General features: G+C 57.4%; 23 protein-coding genes and 2 pseudogenes. 21 read left to right on the top strand and 4 right to left on the bottom strand.

The window, feature by feature from the left end:
• The first annotated feature begins 110 nt into the window (after positions 1–110).
• Complete coding sequence (locus KI797_RS12165) at positions 111–2,075, top strand: CHASE domain-containing protein (RefSeq protein ID WP_226169509.1); 1,965 nt, start codon at positions 111–113, stop codon at positions 2,073–2,075.
• 419 nt (positions 2,076–2,494) lie between these two features.
• Here KI797_RS12165 and KI797_RS12160 read toward each other — a convergent pair whose 3' ends face one another.
• On the bottom strand, positions 2,495–3,526 hold the full coding sequence (locus tag KI797_RS12160; protein ID WP_226169508.1) for an IS630-like element ISAhy2 family transposase: 1,032 nt from the start codon (positions 3,524–3,526) through the stop codon (positions 2,495–2,497).
• Positions 3,527–3,813: 287 nt separating this feature from the next.
• On the opposite strand from KI797_RS12160, the pseudogene KI797_RS12155 reads away from it, so the two are divergent.
• A pseudogene (locus tag KI797_RS12155) lies at positions 3,814–3,916 on the top strand.
• A 439-nt stretch (positions 3,917–4,355) separates the two neighbouring features.
• Here KI797_RS12155 and KI797_RS12150 read toward each other — a convergent pair.
• The gene (locus KI797_RS12150) at positions 4,356–5,570 is read right to left on the bottom strand and encodes a hypothetical protein (RefSeq protein WP_226169507.1); all 1,215 of its coding nucleotides are present in this window, start codon (positions 5,568–5,570) and stop codon (positions 4,356–4,358) included.
• Positions 5,571–6,241: 671 nt separating this feature from the next.
• On the opposite strand from KI797_RS12150, the gene hcp1 reads away from it, so the two are divergent.
• The 4 genes and pseudogenes from hcp1 to KI797_RS12130 all read left to right on the top strand — a co-directional run bounded on the left by hcp1 (position 6,242) and on the right by KI797_RS12130 (position 9,129).
• Entirely contained in the window at positions 6,242–6,760 is a 519-nt protein-coding gene (gene hcp1 / locus KI797_RS12145; protein WP_025326621.1) for a type VI secretion system effector Hcp1, read from the top strand.
• 58 nt (positions 6,761–6,818) lie between these two features.
• Positions 6,819–7,037, top strand: coding sequence for a hypothetical protein (locus tag KI797_RS12140; RefSeq protein WP_218408783.1), 219 nt, complete (start codon positions 6,819–6,821; stop codon positions 7,035–7,037).
• Between the two features lie 220 nt (positions 7,038–7,257).
• Positions 7,258–8,880 (top strand): annotated as a pseudogene (gene tssI / locus KI797_RS12135) (type VI secretion system tip protein TssI/VgrG); the annotation flags it as partial.
• 9 nt (positions 8,881–8,889) lie between these two features.
• Positions 8,890–9,129 carry a hypothetical protein gene (locus KI797_RS12130; protein ID WP_226169506.1) on the top strand — a complete coding sequence of 80 codons (240 nt, stop codon included), beginning with the start codon at positions 8,890–8,892 and terminating at the stop codon, positions 9,127–9,129.
• On the opposite strand, the gene KI797_RS12125 is transcribed toward KI797_RS12130, so the two are convergent.
• Entirely contained in the window at positions 9,095–10,042 is a 948-nt protein-coding gene (locus KI797_RS12125) for an IS30-like element ISAs2 family transposase (RefSeq protein ID WP_019706001.1), read from the bottom strand. The genes KI797_RS12130 and KI797_RS12125 overlap by 35 nt on opposite strands.
• Positions 10,043–10,165: 123 nt before the next feature.
• Here KI797_RS12125 and KI797_RS12120 point away from each other — a divergent pair, with 123 nt between their 5' ends.
• Genes KI797_RS12120 through KI797_RS12105 form a run of 4 tightly spaced genes read left to right on the top strand, consistent with a single transcriptional unit; the run spans position 10,166 to position 14,412 of the window.
• On the top strand, positions 10,166–10,705 hold the full coding sequence (locus KI797_RS12120) for a hypothetical protein (RefSeq protein ID WP_226169505.1): 540 nt from the start codon (positions 10,166–10,168) through the stop codon (positions 10,703–10,705).
• A gap of 36 nt (positions 10,706–10,741) precedes the next feature.
• Complete coding sequence (locus tag KI797_RS12115) at positions 10,742–12,535, top strand: hypothetical protein (protein ID WP_226169504.1); 1,794 nt, start codon at positions 10,742–10,744, stop codon at positions 12,533–12,535.
• Positions 12,536–12,591: 56 nt separating this feature from the next.
• Complete coding sequence (locus KI797_RS12110; RefSeq protein ID WP_005342491.1) at positions 12,592–13,542, top strand: IS1595-like element ISKpn3 family transposase; 951 nt, start codon at positions 12,592–12,594, stop codon at positions 13,540–13,542.
• 57 nt (positions 13,543–13,599) lie between these two features.
• On the top strand, positions 13,600–14,412 hold the full coding sequence (locus KI797_RS12105; protein ID WP_226169502.1) for a hypothetical protein: 813 nt from the start codon (positions 13,600–13,602) through the stop codon (positions 14,410–14,412).
• Between the two features lie 5 nt (positions 14,413–14,417).
• Here KI797_RS12105 and KI797_RS12100 read toward each other — a convergent pair whose 3' ends face one another.
• Positions 14,418–14,747 (bottom strand): hypothetical protein, encoded by a 330-nt coding sequence (locus tag KI797_RS12100; RefSeq protein ID WP_218408758.1) that lies wholly within the window; start codon positions 14,745–14,747, stop codon positions 14,418–14,420.
• A gap of 308 nt (positions 14,748–15,055) precedes the next feature.
• Here KI797_RS12100 and hybO point away from each other — a divergent pair, with 308 nt between their 5' ends.
• The 11 genes from hybO to KI797_RS12045 all read left to right on the top strand — a co-directional run bounded on the left by hybO (position 15,056) and on the right by KI797_RS12045 (position 26,096).
• On the top strand, positions 15,056–16,189 hold the full coding sequence (gene hybO, locus KI797_RS12095) for a hydrogenase 2 small subunit (RefSeq protein ID WP_226169501.1): 1,134 nt from the start codon (positions 15,056–15,058) through the stop codon (positions 16,187–16,189).
• On the top strand, positions 16,186–17,241 hold the full coding sequence (gene hybA / locus KI797_RS12090; protein ID WP_226169499.1) for a hydrogenase 2 operon protein HybA: 1,056 nt from the start codon (positions 16,186–16,188) through the stop codon (positions 17,239–17,241). The genes hybO and hybA overlap by 4 nt, the downstream gene beginning before the upstream one ends.
• A complete protein-coding gene (hybB, locus tag KI797_RS12085; protein WP_042648477.1) occupies positions 17,234–18,421 on the top strand; it encodes a Ni/Fe-hydrogenase cytochrome b subunit in 1,188 nt (395 codons plus the stop codon). Before hybA ends, hybB begins: the two co-directional genes overlap by 8 nt.
• A complete protein-coding gene (hybC, locus tag KI797_RS12080) occupies positions 18,418–20,121 on the top strand; it encodes a hydrogenase 2 large subunit (protein ID WP_226169497.1) in 1,704 nt (567 codons plus the stop codon). The genes hybB and hybC overlap by 4 nt, the downstream gene beginning before the upstream one ends.
• Entirely contained in the window at positions 20,121–20,651 is a 531-nt protein-coding gene (locus KI797_RS12075) for a HyaD/HybD family hydrogenase maturation endopeptidase (RefSeq protein WP_226169495.1), read from the top strand. The genes hybC and KI797_RS12075 overlap by 1 nt, the downstream gene beginning before the upstream one ends.
• Complete coding sequence (gene hybE / locus KI797_RS12070; RefSeq protein ID WP_226169493.1) at positions 20,633–21,148, top strand: hydrogenase-2 assembly chaperone; 516 nt, start codon at positions 20,633–20,635, stop codon at positions 21,146–21,148. Before KI797_RS12075 ends, hybE begins: the two co-directional genes overlap by 19 nt.
• 114 nt (positions 21,149–21,262) lie before the next feature.
• Positions 21,263–22,879: an ABC transporter substrate-binding protein gene (locus KI797_RS12065; protein ID WP_226169491.1), complete on the top strand. Its 1,617-nt coding sequence runs from the start codon at positions 21,263–21,265 to the stop codon at positions 22,877–22,879.
• Positions 22,864–23,868, top strand: a complete 1,005-nt coding sequence (locus tag KI797_RS12060) for an ABC transporter permease (protein WP_182785666.1) — start codon at positions 22,864–22,866, stop codon at positions 23,866–23,868. Before KI797_RS12065 ends, KI797_RS12060 begins: the two co-directional genes overlap by 16 nt.
• Entirely contained in the window at positions 23,858–24,673 is an 816-nt protein-coding gene (locus KI797_RS12055; RefSeq protein ID WP_182785665.1) for an ABC transporter permease, read from the top strand. The genes KI797_RS12060 and KI797_RS12055 overlap by 11 nt, the downstream gene beginning before the upstream one ends.
• Positions 24,667–25,455 (top strand): ATP-binding cassette domain-containing protein, encoded by a 789-nt coding sequence (locus KI797_RS12050; protein WP_182785664.1) that lies wholly within the window; start codon positions 24,667–24,669, stop codon positions 25,453–25,455. Before KI797_RS12055 ends, KI797_RS12050 begins: the two co-directional genes overlap by 7 nt.
• The gene (locus KI797_RS12045) at positions 25,455–26,096 is read left to right on the top strand and encodes an ATP-binding cassette domain-containing protein (RefSeq protein ID WP_226169489.1); all 642 of its coding nucleotides are present in this window, start codon (positions 25,455–25,457) and stop codon (positions 26,094–26,096) included. Before KI797_RS12050 ends, KI797_RS12045 begins: the two co-directional genes overlap by 1 nt.
• The last annotated feature ends 73 nt before the right edge of the window (positions 26,097–26,169 follow it).

Genomic DNA, 26,169 nt, shown 5'->3' with positions numbered 1-26,169 from the left:
TCGCAAGGAAGAAGAAGAAATCAGGAAAGAGTTTCGGAGAGTTGCTGTTGTTGCTGTTTATGGTAGCGTTTAATTTTAAGCTTTGGGAAATCAACAAGAAGGCATAGCGAATGATCCCCTCTGGCAAACCAAGCCGACTGTCGCCGAGGCTAATCCCTCTTGTGGTTTTTTTGATCGGCCTGTGCTCCACCGTAGTGCTTTACCAACTCATCGTCGAGTCCATCGATCAACGACAACAGGTCTACTTCGACTTCCGCGCCCGGGAGGCTGCTGAGCGCATCGAGAACCGCATGGCCACCTACCAGCAGGTCCTGCGGGGCACGGCCGGGTTCTTTGATGTGCATCATGATGTCGGACGTGAAGATTTCCGAAGGTATTCCGATCGCCAGGCTCTGGACCAGTACCTGCCTGGCATCCAAGGCGTGGGCTTCGCCAGGGCCATCCGGCCTGCCGATCTGCAAACCCACATCGATCAGGTCCGCGCCGAAGGCTTTCCCTCTTACACTGTGCAACCAGCAGGCCAACGAGACCTGTATTCCTCGATCGTGTATCTGGAGCCGTTTTCGGGACGCAACCTGCGTGCCTTCGGCTTCGACATGTATTCAGAACCCGTGCGGCGCGAGGCCATGCAGCGCTCGGTAGATACGGGTGCCATCGCGCTTTCGGGGCATGTGCGTCTCGAGCAGGAAACGGGGGTTCAGGAGCAGTCGGGGTTCCTGATCTACCAGGCGATCTACGCTACTGACCAGCCAGCGGCAACCGTAGCAGAGCGCCGGGAACAACTGCGCGGCTGGGTCTATGCACCGTTTCGCATGACAGACTTCCTGCATGGTCTCCTCGGAGAGCAGGAGCGTGACCTGATCATCGACATCTTCGACGGCGAAGAGATGGTTGAAGCGACACGAACTCACTTTGGCAGTTCAGGGCGTACCGATATCCGTCCAGGGTTTGAATCGGTGCATCGGCTGCGCATGATGGGACAAACCTGGACCGTTCGCGTTCATGGCAGCACGAGCCTTCTGCAACGGGTGGACAGAGGGCTACCGATCGTGATCGCGGTAACCGGTGTCTTGCTCAGTGCCATGCTGGCTGGGCTGATGTTTTTGCTGGTGTCGGGTCGGTCCCGGGCAGAAGCGGCGGCCCGCGCGATGACAGAAGACCTGTCTCTGGAGAGGTCTCGATTGAGCGCCATTCTTGAAGGCACCCGGGTCGGCACCTGGGAGTGGAATGTCCAGAGCGGTGAAACCGTCTTCAATGAGGAATGGGCGAGGATCGTTGGATACAAGCTCCAAGAGCTTGAGCCGATCTCCATCGTCACCTGGGTAAAGCTCACGCATCCGGAAGATCTGCAAAAGTCAGAACAGCTGCTCAAGCAGCACTTGGCGGGGGAGTTACCGTTCTACGAGTGTGAGGCCAGAATGCGCCACAAGGATGGGCACTGGATCTGGGTGCTGGACCGCGGGAAGGTGGGGAAATGGGATCGGGATGGCAAGCCTCTCATCATGTACGGTACCCATCAGGACATCAGCCGGTCCAGACAGGAGCTGGATACCTATCACCATCGAGCGCATCATGACGTATTGACCGATCTACCCAACCGGGTCTTACTCGGTGACCGCATACAGCAGGCGCTTGCATTGGCAGAGCGCGAGAACACGCATCTGGCTGTGCTGTTCATGGATCTGGATGGGTTCAAGTCGGTCAACGACACCCATGGCCACGAAGCGGGGGATGTAGTGCTAAAGACCGTGGCCCGCCGTCTCCTGTGTTGCATCCGTGCCTCCGACACGCTCGCCAGGGTGGGAGGCGATGAGTACGTGGCCTTGCTGCAACACGTCAGCGACGAACAGGAGGCGCTCAAAAAGGCCAGCCTGTTCATCTCGGAGGTCCGCCGACCAATCCCCTTGCCTGCGGGTGGCGAAGCACGAATTTCCATTAGTGTCGGTATCGCGCTCTACCCTCAGCATGGAGCGACCATCGAGGTGCTCAGCGAGCATGCCGATCAGGCGATGTATCAGGTCAAGAAAGGCTCCAAGAATGGAGCCTTGGTGCATCAGGATAGCGGCTCGGTGTAGCTCTGCGTTCCCGTAGCGTTTAAACGCACCCTGATCGACAACTCCAGATCTTGTGTTGCCGGCGACAGCGTCCACGCATGAAGTTGGTCCATCACGACCGATCAGGCATTGACCGCCGATTGCTTCGAGCAACTGGCCCCACAGATGACCGCCAAGGGCTGGAAAGGGAAGCCGCAGAATTCGGGAAGAATCGTACGCTAAGCCGACTTGGCTTAAGTGCGTTTCCTGTTCCACTGCTCCCTATTCGGGATTTGGGGAGCAATGGAACCAAAACCCAACGTAGGCCCGCCGCGAACGTCCAGTTGAAGTACGCCCTAACTAGGCGTCAGGCCGGAACCTTGGGCCGCGTCAGGATAGGGCCGATTCCAGCATTTTCTGACGCCTCGCCGGCAACCTCTAAATAACTGATCCCAATAGTGCTACACCTTCGCTGTGCCATAGCCATTCCCCGGGAAAGGAGACACGGTATCCATGAAGTGTTTCACTCGGGCCAGCAGGTTTGCCATCCCTCTGCATTGATGATTGCGCGTGATGGTTTCATGTAACTTGTGCCATAGCCGTTCTATGTGATTAACCCAAGGGCTGTAAACTGGCTGGAACACCAGGCAGAACTTGGGATTCTTCTTCAACCATCGCTCGGTCTGTTTGCTTTTGTGAATGATGTAGTTATCGAGGATCAACGTGATGGTTTTGGCTCGTCGGTAGTGGTGGCGCAGCTTTTCCAGCATGGCAATAAACAGCGATGAGTTTTTCTTGATCCCGCTGACGTAAAGTACCCTTCCGTTGCCTGCGTGGAGAACGCCTGCCAGATAATGCTTGGCATTCTGCCCCGGTGTGACAACCCGCTTTTGCTGCGCTCTGAACATCCAGTCGGCTCCTAATTTGGGATTGAGGTCTATATCGACTTCATCCTCATAAAACACCGGATTATCGGCATCACAGCGGGCCAGCGCGGCGTCGATATTCGCCATTTTTTCCTGATAGGCTGGGTCTTTTATCCGCAAGGTCGGCACGGACCTGCGCCAGACAATGCCCATACGAGGTAACCATCGGCGGAGCGTGGAGGCTGCCACATTGAGCCCTGTTAACCGATTGATTTTTATAGCCAATAGTTCAGTACACCAACGGCTGCGCTGATAACCAAAATCTTGCGGAGAAAACTGCATGAGCAGCACCAGTAAGGTGACAATCTTGGCGATAGGTAAGACTGGGGCACGGCCAGCCGGTAAGGCTTCTAGCGCATCTATGCCTTCATCTCGATACCACCGAAGCCAACGACCGATGGTCGAGCGCGCAGCGCCGGTAAGGTGATGAACATCGGTGATCGTGCGTCCTTCATGTAACAGCAAGATGGCCATCAAGCGACGAGCATGTCCTTTATCACGGGTGGCATGGATGATTTTGTGAATGCGGCGCCGTTGTGGTCGTGGCAGAGGTGGTAGGATAGGCATCAACTCAGTCCTTTGGGTGTGGCTTGTTTTGTTTAGCGACTAATCAGATCGCACAAACTGGACTGAGTTCCCTTCCTCCGGTGATCTACTATTCGGAACAGCTATTTAGAGCTTATCTGACCCCATACAAGACAGATTTTTGTGTTAAGCAGTTTCTCCAAGTGCCTTTGCATCGGTCAGATAGGAGCTACAACGCAGTCAATTGCCACAACCTATGTGGTTGACATTTAATTAATTTCCTATATAAAAGTACGATAAGTCTCATAGCAATTACCTGAGACAATTATGTAGCTTTTATTTCGGTAAAAAATGCGTAAGCTATTGAAATTGAAGGTTATATTTGTGCTGTGATGTACGAGAATGAGGGTTCGAATCCCTCCCTCACCGCCAAATTAGAAAAACCGACCTCAGGGTCGGTTTTTTGCTTTATCCGGTGACAGACGGCTCGGTTCGAGCCCTGGTTCGACAGGCGGGCAGGATAACCTGCCTGGACAGCCGCAGGGCGAGCGCCAGGAATGGCGCGAGTCAATCCCGACCCTCCGCCAACTTGAAAGCCCGACCTGATGGTCGGGCTTTTTGCTTTTGGGAACCTAACCTCCCCAAGTGCTGCGAAGAGTGGCCGATCCTTGCCGGAGGAGCATGAGGTTACTTGGCGGCTCCGACGCCGTAAGCCCCACAGGCGTGTCATCTCCCCGATCCTCTCTCCCCTTCGGAGGACTGTACCCGGTTTATCAACCGGGGTAGCTGTTTGTCCCCAGCCCCACCGGCGTGCTGGCGGGACTTTTCTATTGCCCTATCCCTGCCTTGCGCCAAGCCTCTCCCTGCCCTATCAGAAGATCACCCCGACCAGTCTGTCGAGTAATGCTTCGAAGGAGAACAGGGTGAGGAGCAGGGGCAGGAAGGGCACCACAGTCGCGAATACCAGTTGCAGGAACATGTCCCGGCTAAATGGCATGGGCCTGATCTCCTTGATGACGGCATAGGCATTGCCGAAATCGGCGAGGGACTGGATATCCGAGGCACCGAGCAGGGATTCCCCGTCCCGGTCTGCCGTGCGCAGCCAGCGGTGTTCGAAGTTGCGGCTGTATTCGGCGGCGAGGGCACCGTATTCCCGCAGTCCCATACGCTTGGCCGCCAGAATATGGGGGGTGAAGACCGTCAGGGGCGCCAGTACGAGCAGCAATCCAAAGCCGGCTAGCAGGATGATCTCCGGCTTGTAGGCGGTCAGCACGGCGGCGTCATAGAAGATCCTGTTGGCGATAAAACCGGCCAGCTGGGCACCCAGTGCGGTCAGCAGCGGTGAGTAGGCGTAGGCCGAGCCCCCGAGAAAGCCGAGGCCGCAGTTGCGATCGGGATGGGTCGGCATGAGAGCGAGGGGGATCCGGGAAACCTGCCAGAGGAAGCGTGCCCAGATCAGAAGCCGGTAGAGCCAGCGCAGGAGCAGGAACTGGATAATGGGATTACTCACCCAGAAGAACCAGAAGCCGGGTAGGGTAAGGGTCGAATGACCCTCGTTGAAGGTGGCGTACCAGGTTGAAGATTCCAGGGTGAAGGTGCTGGTCCGGATAAAATACCCCATCGAGAAGACGCACAGGATGAGCCCGACCTCTGCGGGGATCGAGTTTCGCCAGCTCATGGCACTGCGGATAGCGTCATGAAAACGTGGCAAGGAGAGCGGCGAGATCAGCCCTCGCTCGACAAACTGGCTGACGATACCCCGGATGCGTTGATGGACGATCAGTTCGGCGAACACCAGCAAAGAGACGCAGATGAGAAAGCGGACATGGGTTTCTATGTCCAGTAGAAAGGGCACGGCCACCCCTTTAAGCAGGCTCCCTTCCCAGCCGCACAGCAGCAACAGGGGCAACCAGCAGATCCCGCAGAGAATAAGGATCCTGCGCCTGATATGCACCTCTATATCGCCAAGGTGAGCCCGGCTCCACAGCTGATAGAGCGGCCCTCCCAGGATCAGGGAGAAGTTGCCTGGATCGGACAGAGGAGGCGTGAGGGGATCGGGCGAAGTGACAGGCCTGTGATGCGACATGATGGGACCACCTTGGTGTGCGATGAAAGCGCCATCCAGCCGGTACTGGCTCGCCTTGCCACCGAGGTGGAGGGCGAGGGCGCTGCGGGCCGGGATCTGAGCTTGGTGTCATGAGTGCACCATGACGAGTCCTCTGAACTCAGCCTCTGTGGTGGCTGAAAACCCCATATGTAAAAGGATTGGCAGAGGAAAGTCATTGTCGCGATGGCGGGTTCCATCTCAGTACCCTTGAGCAAGCCCCATGGCTATAGGTATAGCGTTTGCCATGGACTGGTGACGTGATCAACCTACGACAATTTCACTCTTGAGGGCTCTCCAGCGTTCTCGATGATGGCCAGCACAATCCCTTGCCTCAGGGTTGCGTCATGCCAGAGAAAGCAGGGGCTGTTGTTGGCGAGATAGTGCTGAAAAGAGCCGTGCATTCATCGTTGATGGCAGTATCACATGCTGGTGTGGGCAATTTTTTGCCGCAGTGATGGTGTTAAATGCTGTCATTGCAATAAATGCCAGCAATAGACTCTTTATGCGCAAGGTGTTGCGGTGTGGTGATGCTCAACTGGGCATAAAATAGGTTCAAGTCGTTGTTTTATAGCTAAATAATGAATTGGCATGGTCACTGCTAATGGTTTCGGTCGAGTGTCATTACCGTTCAACCCATCAGGAGCAAACTCATGCCAACTCCATGTTATATCAGCATCGAAGGTAAAACCCAGGGCAACATCACCGCCGGTGCCTTCACCTCCGACTCCGTCGGCAACATCTTCGTGCAGGGCCACGAAGACGAGATGCTGGTCCAAGAGTTCCAGCACGTCGTTACCGTGCCGACCGATCCGCAATCCGGCCAGCCTGCCGGTCAGCGTGTCCACAAGCCGTTCAAGTTCACCGTGGCCCTGAACAAGGCCGTGCCGCTGATGTACAACTCCCTGGCCTCCGGCGAGATGCTGCCGAAAGTGACCTTGAAGTGGTACCGCACCTCGGTGGAGGGCAAGCAGGAGCACTTCTTCTCTACCGTGCTGACCGATGCCACCATCGTCGACATCGACTGCCAGATGCCTCACTGCCAGGATCCGGCCAACGCCGATTTCACTCAGCTGATCCAGGTCTCCCTGGCCTATCGCAAGATTGACTGGGAACACACCGTAGCCGGTACCTCGGGTGCCGACGACTGGCGTGCCCCGATCGAGGCTTGATGCCGTGAGGGAGCGCTCGATCGGGGGCTCCCTTTTCTGAATCAGACAGGGAGGCTGCATGCCAAAAGAATCCTTCTATCCCGATACCAACGAACCGCACATTCACCTGCACAGAGGGGGGGCTACCTTCACCGACATTGGCCACAACCATAGAACTCTGGTTCGGGGATCCCTGGTGTACCGCGGAACCCAGCAGGAGGTGATCGCCGATCTGCAAAGTCGTGGTGATGCCCGCAGTCTCCAGATGGCGCAATACATCCAGGCCCATCTGGCGTGATCTCGAAGGCCGGGATACCGGCCTGCTTGTGATGTCCACTCAATAACACCCGTCCGTTTTTCTCCTGCTTGTTTGCCCTGGTGAGCGAGCACAAGAAAGATCACGACTGACGATCCGACCGCGCGCCTCATGGGCGTGCGGTAGCCATGGCGGCGAGAAAGTAACGGCCATGGTGGATCTCTTATCCACCTCAGGTTGCCCGGCAGGCTTGCGGGGCTGGGCTAAGCGGGAGTACTGCGTCCAGTACCGGGAAACTGACCTCGATTTCGTAAACCGGCTCGCCGCCGAAGAGGGGATGTTCTACTTCCACGAGTTTGAAGCGGGCAAGCACCGCGTCGTGTTTGCTGACGATGCAGCCGCCCTGACCGCCGGCCCCGAGCTCTTCTTCAACCTCGGCAACCGCTCGCTGGAACAGGGCCCTTACGTGCGCCAGTTCCACTACCGGGAGGCAGTGCGCCCGTCGGATGTGGAGCTCAAAGATTACAGCTTCAAGACCCCGGCCTATGGCCTCTCCCACAAGAAACAGGGTGCAGAGCTCGAACACCAGCGCGATACCTACCAGCACTTCGACTACCCGGGCCGCTACAAAGCGGACCCGAGCGGCAAGGCCTTTGCCCAGCACCGCTTGGATGCGCTGCGCAACGACGCGGTGGCGGGCCAGGCTAAGTCCAACAGTGCCGCCTTGCTGCCAGGCCAGACGTTTTCACTCACTGAACACCCGAACGGCAGCCTCAACACCGACTGGCAAATCGTCCATATCCGCCACACCGGCTTGCAGCCACAGGCGCTGGAAGAGGAGGGAGGCAGCGGCCCCACCGTCTATCACAACGAATTCGGGGTGGTGAAAGCCAGCACCACCTGGCGGGCACGCATCGGCAGCCCGGAAGCCCCTCACAAACCGATGGTGGATGGCCCGCAAATAGCTATGGTGGTGGGCCCCGAAGGGGAGGAGATTTACTGCGACGAATACGGCCGGGTGAAACTGCAGTTCCCGTGGGATAGATATGGCAACTCCGACGACCAGAGCTCCTGCTGGGTGCGAGTATCCCAGGGATGGGCGGGCGGTCAGTACGGCATGATGGCCATCCCGCGCATCGGCCACGAGGTCATCGTGAGCTTTTTGGAAGGGGACCCCGACCAGCCCATCGTGACGGGTCGCACCTATCACGCCACCAACCGGCCGCCGTACGAGTTGCCGGCCAACAAGACCCGCACTGTGCTGCGCACCGAGACCCATCAGGGCGAGGGCTTCAACGAGCTGCGCTTTGAAGACCAGGCTGGCAAGGAAGAGATTTACATCCACGGTCAGAAAGACCTGAACGTGCTTATCGAGAACGATGCCGCCTGGCACATCAAACACGACCAGCATACCGACATCGACAACGAGCGGGTCACTCGCATCAAGGCCAACGACCACCTGACGGTGGAGGGTGAGAAGCGCGACCAGGTAAAAGCCGATTACTCGCTGACGGTGGATGCCAGTTTGCACCAGAAGCTGGGACAGTCGCTGTTGGTGGAAGCCGGTCAGGAAGTGCATATCAAGATGGGTGACAAGCTGGTGCTGGAGGCGGGTTCTGAAATAACCCTCAAGGGAGGCGGCAGCTTTGTGAAAGTGGATCCTAGTGGCATCAAGCTGGTGGGCCCCGCCATCAAGCTCAACGCCGGCGGCAGCGCAGGGGCAGGATCCGGCTGGGGTGGCAAGGCCCCCGTGGTGCCCAAGGGGGTAGAAGTGGTCAAGGCTCCCGAACTGGTTGAACTCATCAAAGCCATTCCCACCGAGAAGGCGATGGAGGCGCTGCTCAAGGAGCAGAAGCCTGGCGCGTTCTACCTCTTTTCTGAATAAGGAAACAGCATGAAGTTTGCATTTCCCATCCTCACCGCCACAGGGGAAGAGTTCAAGGACGTCAAGGCACTGACGGCGCTGATCAATGGCGAGCAATCGGGTCACTATCTTCTTGGTAACCACAACAAATGGCATGGTGGCATTCATATCAGCGACAAGAGTGCCCCCTGGTGCAAGGATAAGCGCGAATTCAACTTCGAAGTGCGACACTCGCCTATGCCGCCTGACGGTACTCTTCGAATACCTTGACAGGCTGCCTGAATCCGAGACATTTCCGAGGTCGTAGGTTGAGCCACTGCTCCGCTCTCCTGACATCCTCGTCCGTGACCTCTCTCAGGTCTGTTCCCTTTGGGATAAACTGCCTCAACAGCCCATTGCTGTTCTCGTTCAGACCGCGCTCCCACGAAGAGTAAGGGTGCGCAAAGTAAGTCTCGGCACCCAGCGCTTCCTCTATCGCCTTGTGTTCGGCAAACTCGCCGCCGTTGTCAAAGGTGATGGTATGCACCTGCTCGATGTAGGGCGTTAACATCTCGATTATCGCATCCCGCACCACCCCAGCCTGTTTGCTCGCGACCCGCTTGACCAGATAGAGCCGGCTCTTGCGCTCCACCAGGGTGACCAGTGCACCTGTGCCTTGCTTGCCCAGCACCGTGTCCGCCTCCCAATCACCGAGCCGCTCCCGGCTATCGACGATAGCCGGCCGTTCATCAATAGAGCGGGCTTCCTTGATGGGAGAACGCAGGCTGCTCGCCCCCTTGCGGTAGCGCTTGTGGCCCTGGCGCAGATGGCGGTACAACTGGCCACCCCGGGCTTTGTCGGCGGCCACATGGCGGTATATCCACTCGTGACTCACCATGAGGCCTATCTGCTTGCCCACCGCGCTTATCTGCTCCGGGCTCCACCACCAGGCGAGTGTCAGCTCGACAAACTGGATGACATCGGCAGATAGCCGAGATTTGGCCGCACTGGCCCGTCGGTGGGTGGCGTGCTGATGCGCATTGTCTGGCTGGTAGCCCTGCGGCCCGGCGTTACGACGCAGCTCCCGGTAGAGGGTGGAGCGATGAACGCCAATGGCGCGTGCGGTGGCAAGGATGGACATCCCCTGTGCGCGAAGCACCGATAACTGGTATCGTTGCCCCTCGGTCAACTGCTGATAGCTCATGGTGATACTGCTTTTACTTTGGCGAGCAGAAGGGTACCACCAATCAGCAGTTGGCCACCTCTCGCCATTCATCCATGAGTGTCGCACTTATTATCTGAATTCCCGAAGTACCCTGTAAGAGCCATGGCCGATGGCAAGGTGGTGGCATTCCGGATGATGAAGGATTACCTGACTTCTGAATTTCAGGGGGAGTCGTTGCGTTATTCCAACTGCTTCTGCCTGGTACAACATGAATATTGCGAGATAAACACCGAAACGAAGGCAAAAAACGAGTTCACCTTCTATTCGCTCTATATGCATCTGCTGCCCTGGAACCAGTATCAGACCGCCGAGAAGCTGGTACTGAAAAAGGGCTGGAATGCGCGTAATTCCGTTCCTCACGCCAATCCCGATGTCGATCAGCAGCGTGCCGATGCTGCCTTGCCCCGTTTCGCGCTGCCCAAGGATACCGAGCTGGAGATAGATAGCAGTACGCCACCCCAAAAGGGAAAGGTGGGAGACAAGGTGTATGACTTCATTAAAGTGACGATCAAGAGCCAGCTATCCAATGCTCAGATAAAAGAGGCCGAGAAGGTAGGCGTTGTTGTCAGTGAAGGAAGTTCGGTCTGGATCGCCAATAGCCCGGACGCTGTCGGGGTGATTAAACCCAACCTGCCGACCTAGCTATTCGATCAAATAGAGGCGGAACTGCTGACCAATATGGTTGGTCGTGCGGATCCTGTTTTTAATGGGCCTACAGGTCGTCTGATGGCCGGGGACAGAAGCGTATCTCTGCCTGCGGGCACAAAAGTGCAGTATGATGCGCACCAACTCGAATTCCATTGGGTGGGTGACAAGACACGCAAGATGGCCAGATGCAACTATGTGATGCCGAGTGCTGATGGTGCTGCGGGTAGCTGTGGCATGGCCTGGGTGTGTGTCGAAGATGACTTTATCAAGGTGAATGCACGTGTGCCGTCACATCTTGGTGAGCTCTATGTACTGCCTTCGCCAGTCGCCATTGCTGCGGGGGAAACCATTGGATATCTAGGCCTGGTGGAAACGCCGGGCTCCCTGATTGGAGGCAAAAAGAGCAAGCATCAGGTGCATCTTGAAGTCTTCACCCAGGATCCCCGTCTGGATGATGTTCTGGCCAACAAGGCGGGTACTAAAGGCGGTGCTATTTATGCCAAGGTGCCAGCCAATCTGACCCTTCATGAGAAGGAGAGCGAGGGCGGCAAGTCTAAGTGGGTGGCAACCGATGGCAAGAGCCATGAGGAGTTGATTGAATCACCCAAGCTGGAAAAAGACGCAGCCAAGCAGGAGTGGGTCTGTATCTCGTCAGAAAAATATGTCAAGAAAGAGCAGGTAGAGCTGCTGAGCCAGCACGACTGGTTGAAGATTGGTTTTAAAAAGGTCGATGGGTCAGGCTCTGACGGTTATCTGGACCCGGATGCACCGCCTACCTTCTTTACCGAATTGGTAAACAGTTTCGACACTGACAAGAGCGGTGAACTCAGCAGTGAAGAGATACAGGCAGCGCTGCAAAATAGCAGTAATGCAGAGCAACTTCACAAGCTTATCGTCAAACATCCCAGCGAATGGTATGAAAAATCCTCGGCCAGTACTTATCTGTGGCTGGACAAGCTGATGGCTAAAATTGACCTACCCGATTTTGACAAGCTGGTAGATCACGAAAAACAGCGCATCGATAAGCTGGAGTGGATGCAGAGTGCTGCTAAATTGAAGCTTGATAAGGATGTTTGGCATTTTCACTCATTAATATTCTCACCACAGAAAGGCAATCAGTGTTTGTGTGGACGGGATATCGAGCTGAAACACCTAGAAATTGCAATCGAAGGGAAAGCTTCAGTGGGAAACTTATTTTCTCGGTCAGCACATTCAGGTGTTACTGGTGTTTCTGCAGACACTTTCCTCAAAGAGCTTAATACAGCTATGAATTTCTTCGGCGTTTCTACATGTCTTGATAAAATGCATTTCTTGGCTCAATGCCTTGTCGAAACTGACTTCTTTAGAACTACTGAAGAATATAAAAATAAAAATGGCTCCACACCATCTAAGTGGAATGACTATGGTGGTGGAAGCTTCTGCCATGGTCGAGGCCTAATACAGATAACGCATAAAAAAAATTACGAAAAATATTTATCTTCAATTAATATGTTGCCTATTGATAACGATAAAGTCGATATGCTAGCAAGTACAATTCATCACGCAGTGTATTCTGCTGTGTGGTATTGGGTTTCTGGTTCTGCATGGGGTGATATAAGAAACTTCACCAGGAACAACGATTTCTTGAAGGTTACGATTGCTGTAAATGGTGGCTTTAATCATGTAAAAGAGCGAAATGAGTCACTGCTGAGACTAAGCAAAAGCATAAATTGTAATAATGTGGATTACTCTAAAATTAAATTCTCAAAGTTTGACTTTTCTCAAAGTGCACTTAAAGATTCTAAATGGTATGACTCAAATAAAAACCTGATTACCCATGATTAGCAGTCAGTTACCACGAACTATACTGATCTTACGTACAGTTATCGAGGTGCGAGATCATGGCCAAAAGCAAAATCCAATTCCAGAAAGGCTACAGCCTGTTTGAGTTTCTCAAGGACTATGGCACTGAGGCTCAGTGCGAAAACGCGCTGTTCACTTGGCGTTTTCCTAACGGCTTTGTCTGCCCTGAATGTGCCAACAAGACCTGTTGTCGCCTGAGAAGGCGGCCACGTGTGTGGCAATGCAATCACTGCCGTCACCAGATGTCATTGACTGGAAACACGATTTTCGCAAACACCAAGCTCCCACTGACCAAGTGGTTTCTGGCAATGCACCTGTTGTCACAAACCAAAACAGGCTTGTCAGCGATGGAGCTAAAGCGCCAGTTGGGCGTCAAATATGACACCGCCTGGATGCTCAAGCACAAGCTGCTGCAAGCCATGAAAGAGTCCGATGACAAGCAGCCCATCAGCGGCATCATTCAGCTCGATGATGTCTACTGGGGTGGCGAGCGCCGTGGTGGCAAACGGGGTCGGGGCGCGGCAGGCAAGACGCCGTTTGTGGCAGCAGTGGCCCTGAACAAGGAAGGACATCCAATCAAGATGCGGATGACGGTGGTCGATGGTTTCAAAACCAAGTCCGTTGCTGATTGGGCAAAACGGCATATTGCCAGTGGTAGCGCGGTGATATCCGATGGATTGGCCTGTTTCAAAGCGGTCAAGGAGGCCAATTGTGAGCACCTGGGTGTTGTCACCGGGGGCAACCTGGACTGGCTGGATCATCCGGCATTCAACTGGGTAAACACGATGATAGGAAATGTGAAAAACTCGCTGCGGGGCAGTTGCCATACGCTCGGAGCGAAGCATTTACCAAGGCATCTTGCGGAATACTGCTTCCGGTTTAATCATCGTTTTGACCTCAAGAGCATGTTGGTTGAATTGGGGCATGCAGTCGTGGCAAGCCCTCCGATGCCATATCGGCTCTTGAAGCTGGCTGAGGGTCATGGGTAATCAGGAATAAAAATGGTTCAATGGTTAGAAAAGCAAAAGAAGACCTGGAGTCGGTTAATGAATAGTTTATCGAAATGTTTGTTAATGGCGTTTTGTTGTTTTGTGCACACATGGGCATATGCTGTTGAGGATTGTTCAGATGAAATCATATATCAAGTGGATACCAATATTGAAAGTGGTGAGCCAGTGAGTGTTGTATCAATAAAGTATAATGAGGAGGTGAGATCGTTCACAGTTCCGTTTACTGCGGGAAATAGTTCATGTAAAAGAATAAATAATGATGGTCTTATAAAACTAACTGTTCCTTCTGATGGGCCCAGACAGAGTGCCGTATATTATTTTGATGTTGCTGGGAAGCTTAATTATATAGGTGGTGCATCTATCTCAACAAGCTCAGGCGAGGAGCGAGTAAGTGGTATTGGCGAAATAAATAAGGGCGATGGAATCACTGCGGTTAATTTGGCAGGGGTAGCAAGTGAAGATGCTTCTATCATAAGTAAAATCATAAATATTCCTTATGTTCTTACAGATAATAAAGTGTCAGACCTATACAGTGAGATGCGTTATATTGAGATCGATGCATTGTCAGAGAGTACTGGGAACAAAATTTGTGACAGTGACGAGAGCGTGTTCTATTACTGTAAGACAAAATCGGGGAAAAATTTGAACTTATGTTACTCTCCTTTCTCAGGAGACATAACATATAATTATGGCAGGCAGGGAAAGGAGCTATCACTTAATGATTTTTCATTGATGGGTGAGATATTTAGCTTTAAGAATAAAAATACGATGTACAATGTGTCACCTGATAAGGGTGAGATATCAGTGATCCAGAATGGCAAGATATTATCTGTTATTTCATGCACATGAAATATTTATTTTTGTATAGATTCTATTATATTCCGACACCGGCTTAAGGCCGGTGTTTTTATATCCAGGATCGCGTAGTTACGGCTCTCAGGTTCGTTCTCTTTTATCTGAGCATCGAGATCAGCTGTGTTCGTTTTTGTCGGGGATGTTGCCTGAAAGGCTCCCATTGAAGCTTTTTTGTGTGGCATTAACAAGTCGGATGTAGGCAGCAGTGGCAGGTCCTGATGATTAGCAATCCAGGTTTGATTAATTAATCGGTCTTGTACTGTTTTTTCCAAGCTTTCTTTGCGTGCCCCACTTGGAAAAATTGCGGTCCCAGTATCGATAACAGCCAATATCACTCGTAGGAGAATGATACTGTGACAACGCTTTCATTTTCTTTAATGGATGGCCGGAATGGATCGATAATTTATATGATTTTAATTGTATTGGATCTTGAAATGCCTCTTTATGGGTATTCTGTGTCATGCTTATGAAGCAATAAGTGCATGTTATATATAGCTTTTTATTTTCATTTCATGGGGTCTCGAGCGCATTAAAGTGTGGTGACTTGATAAAGATCAACATAAAGGGGGAGGGGGAGGCATAGCATTCCCGCCATTAAGCATTTGTCAAACAATGCTCACTGACGGGAATAAAAAGAATGGTCGAGGATACTTTTTTATCGGCTCATGGAATTAATCGCCGTGACTTTATGAAATTGTGTGCCGGGATGGCCGCAACCCTGGGATTAAGTCAGAATGCCGTCGCCAAGATGGCCACCGCGCTTACCAGCCCCGAGCGGCCGCCGGTGATCTGGATTGGGGCGCAGGAGTGTACTGGCTGTACCGAGTCGCTGCTGCGGGCCACTCACCCCACCATCGAGAACCTGATCCTCAATACCATTTCGCTGGAGTACCACGAGGTGCTCTCGGCGGCCTTTGGTCATCAGGCGGAAGAGAACAAGCACAACGCCATCAAGCGTTATAAAGGCAAGTATGTGCTGGTGGTGGATGGCTCCATTCCGCTCAAAGATGGCGGCGTATTCTGCATGGTGGCCGGTGAGCCCATCGTCGACCATATTCGCCGCGCCGCCGCCGATGCGGCTGCGGTCATCGCCATCGGCTCCTGCTCCGCCTGGGGCGGTGTGCCTGCCAGCGGCGGCAACCCGACCGGCGCCGTCAGCCTGGAAGAGGCCCTCGGCAATATCGGCACCCCCATCATCAATATCCCGGGCTGCCCACCCAATCCCCACAACTTCCTCACCACGGTCGCCTACTACATCACCTACGGCAAGCTGCCGGCGCTGGATAGCAAGAAGCGTCCGCTGTTTGCCTACGAGCGCCTGATCCACGAGAACTGCGAGCGTCGTCCGCACTTCGATGCAGGCCGCTTTGCCAAGGAGTTTGGCGATGAGGGGCACCGTCAGGGCTGGTGTCTCTACCATCTGGGCTGCAAGGGGCCGGAGACCTATGGCAACTGCTCGACCCTGGAGTTCTGCGATGTGGGCGGCGGCATCTGGCCGGTCGGCATCGGCCACCCTTGCTATGGCTGCAACGAGCAGGGGGTCGGTTTCAGCAAGGGGATCTTCCAGCTCGCCAAGGTGGAGAACCCGACCCCGCGGGTGGATAAACCCGACGTGAAGATCCAGGAGGGGGGCTATACCTCGCCCACCGCGACCGGCCTTATCGGTGGCGCCCTCGGGGTGCTGGTGGGGGTGAGTCTGATGACGGTGCGTGAACTCGGTCGCCAGCAGAAGCGCCACGAAGCCGGGCAGCACCCATCACGGGAGGAATGACCGTGAACAGACGCAATTTCCTCAAATTCGCCTCCGTCGGTGCACTGGCGGCGGGCACAGCCGTACCCGGCACCGCACTGGCGGCGGCCAAGAACAAGCCGCCCATTCCCGGGGCGCTCGGTATGTTGTATGACTCCACCCTCTGCGTCGGCTGTCAGGCCTGTGTGGCGGAGTGTCAGCGTCTCAACGGCAACCCGGCCAATCCGGAGGGCGCACAGATCTGGTCCACCAACGACAAGCTGACCCCCTACACCAACAACATCATTCAGGTGTGGAAGAGCGGCACGGGTGAGCACAAGGATCAGCTGGTGGATGGCTACGCCTACATCAAGAAGCAGTGCATGCACTGTGTCGATCCCAACTGCGTCTCGGTCTGTCCGGTGCAGGCCCTTACCAAAGATCCCAAGACCGGCATCGTTCACTACAATCCGGACGTCTGTACCGGCTGTCGCTACTGCATGGTGGGCTGCCCGTTCGATGTGCCCAAATATGACTACGACAATCCGCTGGGGGCGATCCACAAGTGCGAGCTCTGCAACCAGAAGGGGCTTGAACGAATTGATCAGGGCAAGCTGCCCGGTTGTGTCGAGGTGTGCCCGACCGGCGCCGTGATTTTCGGCACCCGTGAGGAGCTGATGGCCGAGGCCAAGCGCCGCCTGCTGGCGGCCCCTGGCAGTGAATATGCCTATCCGCGCCAGACTTTCAGCGCCAACGATCCTTACCTGCACGAGGTGCCCAACTACCAGCCTTACGTCTATGGCGAGAAGGAGGGGGGCGGCACCCAGGTGCTGGTGCTGGCCGGAGTGCCCTACACCAAGCTCGACATGCCCGACTTGCCGGAGCTCTCCTCCGGTGCTCGCTCCGAGCATATCCAGCACACCCTCTACAAGGGGATGGTGCTGCCCATGGTAGTGCTGACCGGTCTTTCTGTGCTCATTCGTCGCAATAGCAAGAAGAACGGTCACGATCACCATCACGATGATGGTCATGATCAGGGGAGTGCTCAGATTAAAGATCAGAGTTCAGCAAAGGGGGGCAAGGATCATGAGTAATCACAAGGCGCATCCGCTCGGCGGCAAGCTGGTCAGTTGGCCGGTGCTGGTGCTGGCCCCCTTTGCCGTGCTGTGCGGCATGTTGATCTTGAAACGCCTCTTCTTCGGGCTGGGCTCAGTTACCGATCTCAACGGGGGTTACCCCTGGGGGTTGTGGATCTCGTTCGATCTCTTGATCGGCACCGGTTTCGCCTGTGGCGGCTGGGCGCTGGCCTGGGCGGTCTATGTGTTCAACCGGGGCGAGTATCACCCGCTGGTGCGACCGGCCCTGCTGGCGAGCCTGTTCGGCTACTCGCTCGGTGGTCTCTCCATTACCATCGACGTGGGCCGTTACTGGAACCTGCCGTACTTCTACCTGCCCGGTCACTTCAACACCTCCTCGGTGCTGTTCGAGACGGCGGTCTGCATGACCATCTATATCGGGGTGATGGCGCTGGAGTTTGCGCCCGTGCTGCTGGAGAAGTTCGGCTGGAAGGCGTCACTCATTCGCCTCAACAAGATCATGTTCTTCGTGCTGGCGCTGGGGGCCCTGTTGCCCACCATGCACCAGTCCTCCATGGGCTCGTTGATGATCGTCGCGGGGGAGAAGATCCATCCGCTCTGGCAAAGCTACGAGCTGCTGCCGGTCTTTTCGCTTCTGACCGCCTTCATCATGGGCTTTTCCATCGTGGTATTTGAGGGCTCTTTGGTGCAGGCGGGACTGGCGGGGCGCGGCCCCAACGAGAAGTCGCTGTTCTACAAGCTGACCCAGGTGATCGATATCTTCCTGATCCTGTTTGTGGCACTGCGCTTTGCCGAGATCGTCATCAATGACAAGTCGGAGTACCTCTCCGATCTAAATCGCTTCTCCATCATGTTCTGGAGCGAGATTGCGCTGATGATCTTCCCGCTGCTGGTGTTCCACTGGGACAAGAGCCGCCGCGATTCGCGCATGTTGTTCCTGGGGGCCCTCAGCATGCTACTGGGCGCAGCCCTCTGGCGACTGGATTACTCCCTGCTCGCCTTCAACCCCGGCAATGGCTACCACTACTTCCCCTCCGCGGAGGAGGTACTGATCTCCCTTGGCTTCGTCGCCATCGAGGTGTGTGCCTATTTGCTGTTGATCCGGCTGCTGCCGGTACTGCCATCACTTGAACGTGTTCACCAAGATTATCAGGCCCGAGGGAAAGCCAACGTATGAGCCAACGTATCACCATAGACCCCATCACCCGCATTGAGGGGCACCTGCGTATTGACTGCGAAATCGAAGGCGGCGTCGTCACCAAAGCCTGGTCGTCCGGCACCATGTGGCGCGGGATGGAGGAGATCGTCAAGGGCAACGACCCGCGCGATGCTTGGATGATAGTGCAGCGCATCTGCGGGGTCTGCACCTCCATTCATGCCATCGCTTCGGTGCGGGCAGTGGAAAACGCCATCGGCGCCAAGGTGCCGGTCAATGCCCAGTTCATCCGCAATCTCATCATCGCGGCCCATAACATCCACGATCACATAGTCCACTTCTACCAGCTCTCCGCGCTGGACTGGGTGGACATCACGGCGGCGCTGCAGGCCAATCCGCAGAAGGCGGCGGATATCCTCAAGGGGGTGTCTACCTGGTCCCTCAACAGTGCCGATGAGCTGACCAAGGTGCAGGATAAGATCCGTGCGCTGGTGGCCAGCGGCCAGCTCGGTATCTTCGCCAACGGCTACTGGGGTCACAAGGCGATGAAGCTGAGTCCGGAGGTGAACCTCATCGCCGTGGCGCACTACCTGCAGGCGCTGGAGTGCCAGCGCGATGCCAACCGCATTGTCGCCATCCTAGGCGGCAAGACCCCCCACATTCAGAATCTGGCGGTGGGCGGCGTCGCCAACCCCATCAATCTGGATGCGCCGAGCGTGCTCAACCTCGAGCGGCTGCTCTATGTGAAGAGCTTTATCGACCGGCTCGGCGAGTTTATCGAGCAGGTCTACAAGGTGGATGCCGCCATCATAGCCGCGCACTACCCCGAGTGGCTGGCGCTGGGGCAGGGGGCCAAGCACTATCTGAGCGTGCCGGAGCTGCCTACCGACGCCAACGGTGGCAGCTTCCTGATGCCGGGCGGCTATATCGAGAATGGCAATCTGGCGGGTTATCGCCCCATCGAGAGCCATCAGGATGCCTGGCTGATGGATGGCATCGTCGAGAGCAACAAGCACGCCTGGTACAAGGATGACGAGCCTCTCAAACCCTGGGAGGGCAAGACCGAGCCCAACTACACCGGCTGGCAGGATGACGGCAAGTACTCATGGGTCAAATCCCCCACCTTCTACGGCAAGGTGGTGGAGGTGGGGCCGCTCGCAGACTTGCTGGTGAAGCTGGCCGCCAAACATCCGGAGACGGTTGCTCATTTTGATCAGCTTAACGGTCTCTACAAGGCACTGACCGGCTCCGCCATCAAGACTGAACAGCTGCACTCCACCATGGGCCGCATCATCGGTCGTGCGGTGCGTTGCTGCGTGCTGAAAGATACCCTGGCGCATCAGTGGAAGGCGCTGGTCGACAACATCGGCAAGGGGGATACCACTGCCTACATCAAGACCGAGATCCCGGCGGATAAAGAGTTTCGCGGGGTGGGCTTTGAAGAAGCGCCGCGCGGCATGCTCTCCCACTGGATCGTCATCAAGGGCGGCAAGATCGAGAACTATCAGGCGGTGGTGCCCTCCACCTGGAACTCGGGTCCGCGCAACTTCAACGATGAACCCGGTCCCTACGAGCAATCGCTGGTAGGCACCCCGGTGGCCGATCCGGCCAAGCCGCTGGAGGTGGTGCGCACCATCCATTCGTTCGACCCTTGCATGTCCTGCGCGGTGCACGTGGTGGATACCCAGAATGGCGAAACGACTCAGGTGAAGGTGCTGTGATGAACACCCTGATCCTGGGAGTTGGCAACCTGCTGCTCAGCGACGAGGCGGTGGGCGTGCGTATCGTCGAGGCGCTGGGGCGTGAATACCGTTTCGCCCCCGGTATCGAGCTGCTGGACGGCGGTACGGCGGGCATGGAGCTGCTCGAAGCGATGGCCAGTCGCGACCACATCATTCTGGCGGATGCTGTGCGCAGCGGCAATCCGCCGGGTACCGTAGTGACCCTGAAAGATGAGGAGATCCCGACCCTGTTCGGTCGCAAGATCTCCCCCCATCAGCTGGGGCTGGCAGACGTGCTCTCGGCGCTGCACATGACGGGGGAATCCCCCAAGCAGCTCACCCTGATCGGGGTCGAGCCCGAGTCCCTGGAGCCCCGCATCGGCCTCACCCCTGTGGTAGCGGCCGCCATGGGGGAGGCGACGGATCGGATTTTGACCCTGCTGGCTGCCGTTGGTGCGCCCGCCATTGCGCTCTCTGAGCAGGAGAAAGCTGAACAAGCGCGGGAGGGCCTATGGCGCAGTCCCATTTAAGCGAGCTTGATGCCGTGCAAGAACGCGTGCAGGAGTTTGCCGGTTTTACAAGCGATCCCGCACCTCTGCTGGTAGCCCAGTACGAGCGGATCGCTCGCGAAGAGATGCAGGCGTTGCCCTTCTATCACGCCACCATGCCCATCGTGGCCGAGTGCGTGCTGTTTGAAGGGCAGTGGCTCGGTTGCGTGCTCACCCCCTGGATGCTGAGCGTGGTGGTGTTGCCGGGGCCGGATCAGCTTTGGCCGGTGCGCAGCAGCGAACGCCTCGCCCTGCAGCTCCCCTGCGGCAACCTGACCTTTATGGTGGGTGAACTGCCCGAAAGTGGTCAGCTGCTGGCCTGCTCCCTGATGTCCCCCATCGATCCCCATCTCGGTGCCGAGCAGGGGCGCTCACTGGTAAGCAGCACCCTCAAGATGCTGCACTCCTTGCCTGTGCAGCAGGGGGAGGGACGTGTCGATCTCGGCCGGCGACGGCTGTTTGGTGCGCGCGGGCGTTAGCCTGCCTGCGTTGGTAAAAAAGATGGGGCCCTTATCGGCCCCTCATTCGCTTCTATCGGTGCCACCTTTTCTCGCGCTCTCGCACCCGGTGGCAACAGATGAAAAAGGAATGCTATGACCTTCCGAACGTATGATGCACGCGCCGCCGGGGCTTTGCTGGCCCTGCTATTGGGCGCCAGCCCCTTGGCGCAGGCCGCCCTCGCCACTGAGACCACCCCAGTTACCCAGCCGGTTCCTGCCGAACTCAAGCTCGCCATCGGCGCCGAGCCTACCGAAGGGTTTGACCCTCTGCTTGGTTGGAGTCACGGCAGCCATCTGCTGCTGCACAGCCCGCTGCTCAAGCAGAATGCAGACCTCAGTTGGCAGAATGTGCTCACCCAATCTGTGACCCCGAACCAGGATGGCAAGGGGTGGCTTATCACCCTCAAGCCCGACCTGAAATTCTCCAACGGCGCGCCGCTCACCGCCGAAGATGTGGCCTTTACCTACAAGAGCGCGGCCAGGGGCGGCGGCAAGATCGACATGGGCAACTTTGTCTCTGCCAAGGTGGTCTCGCCCACCGAGGTCGCCATAGTCTTAAGCGCCCCCCAGAGCACCTTCGTCAACGTGCTGGGATCCTTGGGCATAGTGTCAAAGCGGGATTACGATCCCAAGCGTTATGCCCGCGAGCCTGTCGGCGCCGGCCCCTACCGGCTGGTAAGCTTCCTGCCAGGCCAGCAGCTGGTGGTGGAGGCGAACCCCCATTACGCCGGTGGCAACAATGACTTCAAACGGCTGGTGTTTGTCTTTATCGATGAGGAGAGCGCCTATGCCGCCGCCCAGAGCAGCCAGCTCGATCTGGTGCGCATCCCCCCGTCGCTGGCGCCCACAGTGCCTGCCTCGCTCAAGCTCTGGGTTCGGCCGAGCGTGGAGAACCGCGGTATCGTCTTCCCCATTCCTGCAGCAGGTAAAAAAGACGCCAAAGGTTATGCCATCGGCAACGACGTGACCGCCGATGTGGCGGTGCGCCGCGCCATCAACTACGCCATCGACCGCAAGCTGCTGGCCGATCAGCTGCTGGAGGGGCACGCCATCCCTGCCTACAGCGCGGTGGAAGGCTTGCCCTGGCAAAGCAAATCTACCGCCTTCAAGGACGGCGATGCCGCCCATGCCAACGCCCTGCTCGACAAGGCAGGCTGGAAGATGGGCAGTGACGGCATTCGCCACAAGGGCGACCAGCGCGCCGCCTTTACTCTCTGGTACACCAGTGGCGACAGCACCCGCCGGGATCTGGCGGAAGCGGTGCGGGCCATGCTCAAACCCATAGGTCTGGAGGTGAGCCTCAAGTCCGGCAGCTGGGAGCAGGTGGAGCGCGAGATGCACGCCAATCCGGTGCTGATGGGGTGGGGGAGTCTGGATCCCATGGAGCTCTATCACCACTATCAGAGCGGAGCCGGCGGCGTTGAGTTCTACAACCCGGGCTACTACAGCAACCCTGTGGTGGATGGCCACCTCAAGCTGGCGCTGGATGCCCCGAACTGGCAGGCGGCCGTGCCCTTCTGGCAGCAGGTGGAGTGGGATGGCAAGACAGGCGCCGGGGTGCAGGGGGATGCCGCCTGGGCCTGGTTACTCAATGTGCAGCACACCTATCTCGCCAACCGCTGCATCGACCTTGGCAAGGGGGCGCCGGAAATTCACGGTAGCTGGTCTTTGCTCAACAACCTCTCTGACTGGCGGTGGACGTGCCGCTAAGTTCGTCCACTATGATGAGCGTCACTGTGAAAGCCCTGCTGCGTCTGGCAGGGCTTTTATGCTTGGTGTCGGTCGCTACCTTTGTGTTGCTCAGCTACTCCCCCATCGATCCCATCAAGGCCTATATCGGCAACGATCTGCTCCATGTGCCGCCAGAGCAGTACGCCCGCATCGCCGCCAGCTGGGGGCTGGATCAGCCGCTCTGGCTGCGCTACTGGCGCTGGTTTAGCCAGGTGCTGCAGGGGGATCTCGGTTACTCCATGCTCTACAACACGCCGGTGAGCGAGGTAATTGGCCAGCGCTTTGCCGCCTCCTTCCTGCTGCTGGCCGGCGCCTGGCTGCTCTCCGGCTTTTTCGGCATCCTGCTTGGGCTCTGCGCCGGTCGCTATCTCAACCGCTGGCCCGATCGTCTTATTTGCCGCTTTGCCTACCTGCTCGCCTCCCTGCCCACCTTCTGGGTCGGCCTCTTGCTGCTGGCGCTGTTTGCGGTGCACTGGCCGCTGTTGCCGGTCTGCTGTGCCTGGACGCCGGGGCTCGCTGCCGATGAGGCTGACTGGGCATTGCGGGCGCGCCATCTGCTGCTGCCGGTGACCACGCTGGCGCTGCTCGGGGTGGGCAATATCGCGCTGCATACCCGGGGGCGGGTGGCCGAGGTGCTGGAGAGCGACTTTATCCGTTACGCCCGCGCTCAGGGGGATGGCGGCTGGCCCATGTTGCGTTTTCACGTGTTGCGCCACGCCCTGACTCCGGCGCTCTGCCTGCAGTTTGCTTCCCTTGGTGAGCTGATTGGCGGATCTCTGCTGGCGGAGAAGGTTTTCTCCTACCCAGGGCTTGGGCAGGCCACCGTGGATGCGGGGCTGAGGGGGGATATTCCCCTGCTGATGGGCATAGTGCTCTTCTGCACCCTGCTGGTCTTTATTGGCAACACTGTGGCCAGTTTGCTGCTGGCCCGCATCAATCGGGGCTGGGAGGGTGAGCATGCTGTTTAATCCGCTTCCCTCCATAGTGCGCCTGGCCGTGGCTCTGATCGGATTGGCGCTGCTGGCCGCCTACGGCTGGAGCTTGTCGGCTCAGGATGTGCCCATGGATCTACTGGCCCGCCAGCAGCCTCCCTCGCTGGCCCACTGGTTCGGCACCGATCAGATGGGGCGGGATCTCTGGCTGCGGGCCTTTCAAGGCACCCTCACCAGTCTGGAGTTGGGTATCAGCACGGCACTCTGCAGTGGGCTGCTGGCCATGGTGGCGGCAAGCCTCTCGCTGGTTCATCCCAGATGTGATGCGGCGGTGCGGCTGGTGATCGATGCCATGCTGGCGCTGCCCCATATGCTGCTGCTGATCCTTATCTGTTTTACCGTGGGTGGGGGCATGCGCGGGGTGATCCTGGCTGTGGCCCTGACCCACTGGCCCAAGCTGGCGCTCATTCTCTGCGTCGAGGCGCGGCGGATCGCCTGCAGTGACTATGTGGTGCTGGCCCGCTGTCAGGGGATGGGGGCGCTGCGTCGCTGGCGCACCCACCTGCTGCCAGGGCTGTTGCCCCAGTGGTTTATCGGCACCCTGCTGATGTTTCCCCATGCGGTGCTGCACAGCGCGGCCTTGAGCTTTCTCGGCTTTGGGTTGGCGGCCCACGAGGCCTCGCTGGGCCTGCTGCTGGCCGATGCCTTGCGTTATCTGGCCGGTGGCGGCTGGTGGCTGGCCCTCTTCCCGGGGCTGATGTTGCTGCTGCTGGTGTTGCTCTTTGATCAGGCGACCCGCGCCTTGCAACAGCTGCTGTGGCACAGGAGTGAACCATGCTGAGTTTTGACCAGGTGACTATAGAGGCAGCCCACTACTCCTGGCTGGGACGGCGCAGCTGGCAGCCTTTGCTGACCGATATCAGCCTGCAACTGGCACCGGGGGAGATAGTGGCGCTAGTGGGGGGGAGCGGCGAGGGCAAGAGCCTGCTGCTGCAAAGCGCCCTGACATTGCTGCCGGACAATCTGCGGATGCGCGGTTCCATCTCCCTTGATGGCACGCCCCTTTGTGATGCCAGCCGGGCCCGTCTGCGCGGTCACACCCTCTGCTATGTGCCACAGGGGGTAAGCGCCCTCAATCCGCTGCTGACGGTGGAGCGTCAGCTGGGCCGGGCGGCACGCCTCTGCGGCCAGAGCGGTTCTCGCGAGCGGCTCGGCGAGCAACTGCTGCGCTACCAGCTGCCCGCGACCACCCTGGACAGATACCCGCGCCAGCTCTCCGGCGGCATGGCCAAGCGCATTCTGGCCTGCACCGCGGCCCTCGGCGGTGCCCGCTACATTCTGGCAGACGAGATCACCGCCTGGCTCGACGAGGGGCTGGCCTGTCTGCTGCTCGGCCAGTTGCGTGAATTGGCCAATCAGGGCAGCGGCATCCTCTGGGTGACCCACGATCTGGCGCTGGCGGCCCGCTTTGCCGATCGCATTGTGGCGCTGCATCAGGGCCAGGTGAGCGACACCCTAAGCTGTCACCATCTGCGCCAGGGGCAGGGGAGCGATATGCTCCGTGCCCACTGGCAGGCGCTGCCGGAGTTCAACGCGCTCTTCTCTGCGCCGGAGGTTTCATAATGTTGGAACTACGAAGTCTCACCATCGCCCAGGGGGAACGCCCCCTCTGGCAGGGGTTATCGCTGACGGTGAAAGCGGGCGAGCGGCTGGGCATCTCTGCCCCGAGCGGTTATGGCAAGACCACGTTGGGGCGGGTATTGGCCGGTTGGCAACCGATTTGGGCTGGCGGTCAGTTCCTGCTGGATGGGCAGCCTGTGCCTGAACAGGTAAAAGGCTATAACCCTATCCAGCTGGTGCCCCAGCACCCGGAACTCACCTTCAATCCCTATCGCACTACCGGGCAGGCGCTATGGGATGTATGGCGCCCCGATGAGGCCATGCTGGCCCGCTTTATGGTCAAACCTGCGTGGCTCGGTCGCAAGCCCGGTCAGCTCTCCGGTGGCGAGCTGGCCCGCATCGCGCTGCTGCGCGCCCTCGATCCCCGCACCCGATTGCTTATTGCCGATGAGGTGACTGCCCAGCTGGATCCGCAAATTCAGCGTCAACTCTGGCGGGAGTTGATGGTTGAGTGCGAGCAGCGCGGGCTCGCCATGGTGATTTTTAGCCACCAACAGGCGCTGCTGCGTCAGGTTTGCCATCGGGTGCTGCATTTTGGTGAGGAGGCAGTTGAGCAAGAATTGATGGCCCGCAGCGTGGCCTGAGGATTGGTGTTCCCCCTTATCCCCAGCCCTTCTCCCGCAAGGGGAGAAGGGAGCGGAAGGTGGCATCAACAAA

Source organism: Aeromonas media (genome assembly GCF_020423125.1).
Classification (GTDB): domain Bacteria; phylum Pseudomonadota; class Gammaproteobacteria; order Enterobacterales; family Aeromonadaceae; genus Aeromonas; species Aeromonas media.
Note: the sequence above shows the minus strand (reverse complement) of the source record. Positions and strands in the feature narration are given on the sequence as shown.